Here is a 6,162-nt window from a genome sequence, read left to right as displayed (position 1 = left end):
CAATAAACCTTTTAAGGTGATTATTGCGGCGGGGCTCACCTCTTCCCATCCCGAACAGAGAAGTTAAGCCCGCCTGCGCAGATGGTACTGCAATTTGTGGGAGAGTATGTCATCGCCTTTCTTTTGAAAAGCCCTATCCAAACGGATAGGGCTTTTTTTTGTGCCTAAATTTTTTGGGAAAAGTATCCCAAAGCAGGGGATTTAAAGGATTTTTTATCCTGGTTAAAACCCTATCAACACAATTATGGATAATCTATAGCTATAGACTGAAATGACAACCCAGCTAACAGCTCCGGGATTTAAATTGATGTTAGCTGGTTTTGCCAAACTGCACACTAATTACCTATCTTCTAATGCCGGGTAAGTATCTTAAATGATAAATTATTTATCTGTTGGCCAATTTATCTCAAATTAATTATTGCTGCTCATATATTCTCTCTATTGTTCAGGTAATACAAATCTAAATCAATTTCATCTTATTGAAATTATTTCAATACAGTGTACACTTAATAGTTAGCATTATCCGCTATTGCATTAAGCTTATGTACTATTTAAACCTATTTACAATTTAAAATAATAATTATTTTAATTGTATGGTGGGCATCTTATTTTAATGCTCTTGGGTTTGCTGTTTATCCCAATCTAAAAAATTTAAACGAAAATAAATTACTGTATATCTATAGTAATATTTTTCTTATTAACGCACTTATCGATGTCAAACTCTTTTGGGTTATGATAAAATTATCATAACCAACATAAAATCTTTGCATATTTAATAAGATAATTCGTGTTATTTAAATTACTACTAAATATTCATTTTAGTACTAAATAGTTATTTTTTTTGCCAATTTGTTGTATTATATTTAAAATATATATAGTTTTATTGTGTATTAATGTTAAAAAAATAAAATTTAACATTATTCAAAAATTATATAAAGGCTTATAAAAAAATAGTTAAAAGCTTGTTAATCAGAAGTTTGTTGTTTTTTACGGGTAATTAATACTTGAATAATGCTTAAACAAACGACGAAATGCAAGTGTAACTATCTATAAATCAGTGTTTTATATTGTAAAATTAATTAATATTGCAATGTGAAATGATGAAAGAAAGCCTGGTAATGCAGACAGTATTATTCTTAACAAAAAGATTAGGTTTTTAAATGACAAGGAAAATTACAAGTTTTATGGGAAAAATTAAAATCGCTACGTTCGTAATGTTGTTGTTTACAACATTTGTTAATGCACAATTATCTGACTTTAGCTTAACAGTTACAAAAACTGATGAGACCTGTTTAGGTAACGGATCATTAACCTTCTCAGTTTCTAACACTACACCAAATGCTGCAATGCTATATAAGGTGTATAAATTACCCAATACAAATAACCCGATTGCTGTTTTAAGCACGGGCTATCTTGGTAGCTTGGGTGCAGCTACTTATAAAGTTGTGGCAATGCAGTCTATGGGCAGTCTTTTAAATAGTAAAGAAAAAACTGTTACTATAGGCAGCCAGATTGTTCCATTAGTATTTAATGTAACCTCAAGCAACCAAAATTGTGCTACAGGAGGCAGCGTGATTGTAAACACTACATCGGGCACATTTGCATCGGCAGAAATTATTGGGGGGCCGCAGTTACGACCTATGCAATCGTCAAATGTTTTTGACGGCCTGCCTGCAGGTACTTACAAAATCAGGGTATTTAACAGCTGTGGAGTAGGTAAGGTAAAAACATATACGTTAGCGTTAATTAATGCAGTGCTTAACATTGGCGATACTACTTATCCGGATGCTTTAAGCCCTCTTTGCGACCAGATTACAGTAACAAATACAATTACACCATCATCGGGTACTATAAGCTATCCATTAACGGTTAGCCGCACATTATCTGTCCTGGATATTTCTGGAAACAGCATGGAGTTTAATGATTATTTTGCTACCGGAGACCCTAACTCTTTAACAGTAACTACAACTGTACCAAGATTACAAACAGATAGCTATACGTATGATTTTAGTGTTACCGATGGTTGTAGTACAGTATACCAAAATTCGGCAATTATAGATCCGTCTATTAAAGTTGCACTTGCACCTATAGATGCGCCTTGTGCTAATAAATACCTTAAGCTAACTGCCAGCAGGTTTACAGGTTCGTATACGGTAAACATTACCGGGCCTGCAGGGTTTAATCCGGTTACGTATAACGCAACACCACAAGGCCCTTTTACATTAGGCACTGTTATATATGGCAGCGCTACTAATACTGTGCCTTTTGGTACTTATGAGGTTACAATAACAGATTCTTGCAACAGGACAGCTACCACTACCTTAGAAATTGAGTTTGAAAAACCGCAACCTTCTGTAGGTGGTGTTAATAATGGTTGTTTTTCTGTATTCGGAAAAATTAGCGCAAGCGTACCGGCAGCAAATATTGTAAGTGCCCGTGTGCTTACCGGCCCTGCTACTTACAGTACAAGTTATTCTGTAAATGTAGATTCGAGCATTACTCCAAATGGCGAACTTATAATTTTAGATGTGCCTATTGGTACTTACAAAATAGAATTTACAGACGATTGCGGCTTTACTTATGAGAAAAATGTAGTTGTACCTGCTTTTGTAGAAAAAGACTTTTATTTAGTAACATTACCGGGATGCCAACCAGGTTATGGTACTGTTAGATACCAAAGTGGTAACGGAGACCTTACTTCGGTACAAATTACTGCAGCTCCATACAGTGGTTCTTTTCCAATAGATGTTTCTCAAAACATAATTGCCAATGGCGATTTTTATATGGGTAACCTGCCAGAGGGGCAATACAGCTTTAAAGCTACAGATGTTTGTGGTATTGTACACGAACTTCCAATTTTTGTAGAGGGGTATCACCCACCACAAACAGGCTTTGAGTTTACTCCTAACTGTGGCAGTTTCTCTATTAAAGTTACAGATGCCGGCAATGGTACAGAAGGTGCTGTTTACTTCCTTCAAAAATATTATCCTATTACCGGTACATGGGGTCATCCGGGTAACAACAACAATCCTTACACAGAAGGTGCTGTACCTACTGCACAAACGGGTCTCAAACTTGTTAACCTAACGGCCAGGAACAACCTTAACTATCAGGGTAAATTCAGGGTTATTAAAAAGTTTGAGTCTTTTACTACAGCAACTTCAGATAATTCTATGTGTGTAAGCAGCCTTGGCGAATTTAATTATAACGATGGCCTTAGCATTAATACAGCGTATACTCTTGCTTGTGTGGGTAGCCCTAATGATGTTATGCTTGAAATTACAGGTCAGCCTACATCGTTTAAAATTATAGAAAAAAATGGCCAGCCTTTTAGTTTTGATAATGGTGCCAGCAACATTTTTGTTAACATAGAACCGGCCGAATATGTTTTCCAGATAGAGAACGATTGTGGCGATATTGTTACGCAGTGGTTTAATGTGCTTACGCTGCCATCTATTGCCGATGCTACGCAGCCGGAAGACATGGTGCTTTGCGTAGAAAACGGTACAGCAGCAACGTATCAGTATCATTTAACAGATCAGAACGATGGTATATTAAACGGCCTTTATAGCGCAATGTATACCATTACGTATCACTTAACTTTTGAAGATGCCGATACAGGTGTTAACCCACTGCCGGAATATTACACAAGTACAGGCAATGGCCAGGTAGTTTATGCAAGGCTTATACATAACGAAATTTCTCTTTGCCATGGTGTAACATCATTCAAGCTTTTTGTAGGCGAATACCAGGAGCCAATTATAGCAACTACCGGTACTATATGTAACGATAGCCGATTAGGCCTGAGCGCAAACGCAGGTTACAGCAGCTACTTATGGTCTACCGGCGAAACTACGCAGAGTATTTTTGTTACAGAGCCGGGTGTGTATACAGTAATTGTTGAAAAAGATTACGGAACTACAACCTGCGATGGTTATGCCGAAGTAGAAATTAAAGAATCATACACTCCGGAAATTATTAAAATAGAATCTGAAGACTGGACTGAAGATAATAATACCATTACAATACATGCCCAGGGCGCTGCAGATCTTGAATATTCTTTAGATGGTGTTACCTACCAAACATCTAATGTATTTACAGGTCTTGATACCGGCTTATTTAATATATATGTTAAAGACGCCCATGGTTGTGGGCAGGTTAATAAAGAAGTTGTTTTGTTAAATTATCCAAACTACTTTACTCCTAATGGCGATGGCTCTCATGACACTTGGAACATTAAACATGCTCCAATGGAACCCCACATGAAAGTTGTTATTATGGACAGGTATGGTAAGATTATAACCGCGTTCGGTTCCACCTCCAGAGGTTGGGACGGTACTCTTAACGGCATCCAACTACCTTCGACAGATTACTGGTTTGTGGTTACTCGTGAAGATGGTCGCGAATTAAAAGGCCACTTTGCCATGCTGCGATAGTCTGGTTTAATTTAGCTTATGGAAATCCCCTTCTTACTAAAGGGGATTTTTCATGTTTGCCTGATTATCGTACAGGCAGGCGGGTTATGTTAATTGCGGGTTTTCCGTAATGATAGAAATTGCTTACAAGTATTATGTGTTATACATTTACAACAAAACTAACATAACCCCCACATCTAACTATTAATTGCTTACAATTTTAGTTATAGTTATTACAGCCGGGTGTGTGTTTTAGTGTGTGCTTACCGCTTTAGGTGTAAAGAGGTAATTTTCCTGGAGGATACTATTTTAAAATTGAAGAACGGAACAATTTAATAGTGTTAGTTTTTAAATCCCCTTTTACAGGGGATTTTTTTATTTTATGGCCAAATGTTAATTGCGGATTTCCCGTAAGGCTAAAAATTGCTTATAAATAAATTACAATATATATTTGAGACCGAATAGTTGTCTCCCAACCATTCTTATTTAGTAGTAGTGTTTTTGGTTCTTTAAGTAATTAAAGAAAGTGTTTGCTTTTTGAGTAGTTTAAAAAATCCCCTAATAGGGGATTTTTTTATGTGTTTATTTCAAGGTCTTTTATATAATCTTCATACTCGTAGAAAAAGCGTTCAAAGGCATCCATATTTATGCTAAAAAACCTAAATATCATTGCCCAGCTCGCCATATTATAAAGGCTAATACCGATAAGCTCTACCCAAATGCGGCTTACGGCTTTGCCGGTTTCCAGGTAATAGTCTTTTTCAAAAATAGCCTCGGGCAAAAACTCTTCGTGCAATATGCTTTTAAGCGATTCTATTTTTTCAAAATATATCTTACGCTTTTCATCGTCCTTGGGTTCAATTTCCAGCATAACCTGTGCCTTTTTATTATCTATATAAAATTTAAAGGTTACATCTTTTATTTTAGTGTCATACAACATCCATTTGCGGGGGTAGGCCTCTGCAAAAGATGTCCAGAACTCTTTTTTCATTTGTTGCGCTTCTGCTTTGCTAAACATGTGTTTTACTTTTTAATGCATTTTTTAAGTACCTTTAGGGTTATAGATTATAATCCTGAAGATGCTTTTTTCCGAATTTACAAAATATATCCCAAAAATACTAAATCAGCAGCTACCGGCAGTAAATGCCCACATTAAAATGGCCCCTTTAGAGCGGCAGCAAACCTTGCAGATGGAAGATTACAGCAAATACAAGCCACGAAAGTCGGCTGTTATGATGCTGTTTTACCCTAAAGACAATCATGCGCACTTAATGCTTATAAAGCGCAATACGTATCCGGGTATTCACTCGGCGCAAATATCGTTTCCGGGAGGAAAGGCAGAAGTGTTTGATAAAGACCTGGCTGCAACTGCCCTGCGCGAAACGCATGAAGAGATAGGTATACTGCCGCAGGATATTGATGTGGTTATGCCGTTTACCGAAATTTACATACCGCCGAGTAATTTTATGGTATTTCCGTTTTTGGGCTTTTGCTTAACACAGCCAGTTTTTAACCCGAATCCGGCCGAAGTAGCTCAGCTTATAGAACTGCCCCTGGATGTTTTTTTAGACGATTCTATCATCATTAACACATGTATGAAAACATCTTACCAGGCGGAAGTTCTTGTACCTGCTTTTAAGGTTGAAGAGCATATAGTTTGGGGTGCAACAGCCATGATGTTGAGCGAACTTAAAGAAACGATAAAAATAGCGCTCGAATAATATGCTTTTTGTAAGTTTGTGCTTTA

The 6,162-nt window shown here is 36.7% G+C and carries 3 protein-coding genes and 1 rRNA gene; 3 read left to right on the top strand and 1 reads right to left on the bottom strand.

Going from position 1 to position 6,162, the window contains the following annotated elements:
* Positions 1 to 12 precede the first annotated feature (12 nt).
* Both rrf and G509_RS0110535 read left to right on the top strand, forming a co-directional pair.
* Positions 13 to 121 (top strand): 5S ribosomal RNA (gene rrf / locus G509_RS0110545).
* A gap of 1,063 nt (positions 122 to 1,184) precedes the next feature.
* On the top strand, positions 1,185 to 4,436 hold the full coding sequence (locus tag G509_RS0110535; RefSeq protein ID WP_161627177.1) for a T9SS type B sorting domain-containing protein: 3,252 nt from the start codon (positions 1,185 to 1,187) through the stop codon (positions 4,434 to 4,436).
* 553 nt (positions 4,437 to 4,989) lie between these two features.
* On the opposite strand, the gene G509_RS0110530 is transcribed toward G509_RS0110535, so the two are convergent.
* A complete protein-coding gene (locus tag G509_RS0110530) occupies positions 4,990 to 5,433 on the bottom strand; it encodes a DUF4268 domain-containing protein (RefSeq protein ID WP_026991507.1) in 444 nt (147 codons plus the stop codon).
* Positions 5,434 to 5,494: 61 nt separating this feature from the next.
* On the opposite strand from G509_RS0110530, the gene G509_RS0110525 reads away from it, so the two are divergent.
* Complete coding sequence (locus tag G509_RS0110525) at positions 5,495 to 6,136, top strand: NUDIX hydrolase (RefSeq protein WP_026991506.1); 642 nt, start codon at positions 5,495 to 5,497, stop codon at positions 6,134 to 6,136.
* Positions 6,137 to 6,162 lie beyond the last annotated feature (26 nt).

The organism is Flavobacterium subsaxonicum WB 4.1-42 = DSM 21790 (assembly GCF_000422725.1).
In the GTDB taxonomy this organism is placed as follows: Bacteria; Bacteroidota; Bacteroidia; order Flavobacteriales; family Flavobacteriaceae; genus Flavobacterium; species Flavobacterium subsaxonicum.
The sequence above is the reverse complement of the archived record's forward strand: the minus strand, read 5'-3'. Positions and strand labels throughout refer to the sequence as shown.

Coding starts and splice junctions, on each gene's coding strand:
- G509_RS0110535 (WP_161627177.1), top strand. CDS start 1,185: ATGGGAAAAATTAAAATCGCTACGTTCGTAATGTTGTTGTTTACAACA.
- G509_RS0110530 (WP_026991507.1), bottom strand. CDS start 5,433: ATGTTTAGCAAAGCAGAAGCGCAACAAATGAAAAAAGAGTTCTGGACA.
- G509_RS0110525 (WP_026991506.1), top strand. CDS start 5,495: ATGCTTTTTTCCGAATTTACAAAATATATCCCAAAAATACTAAATCAG.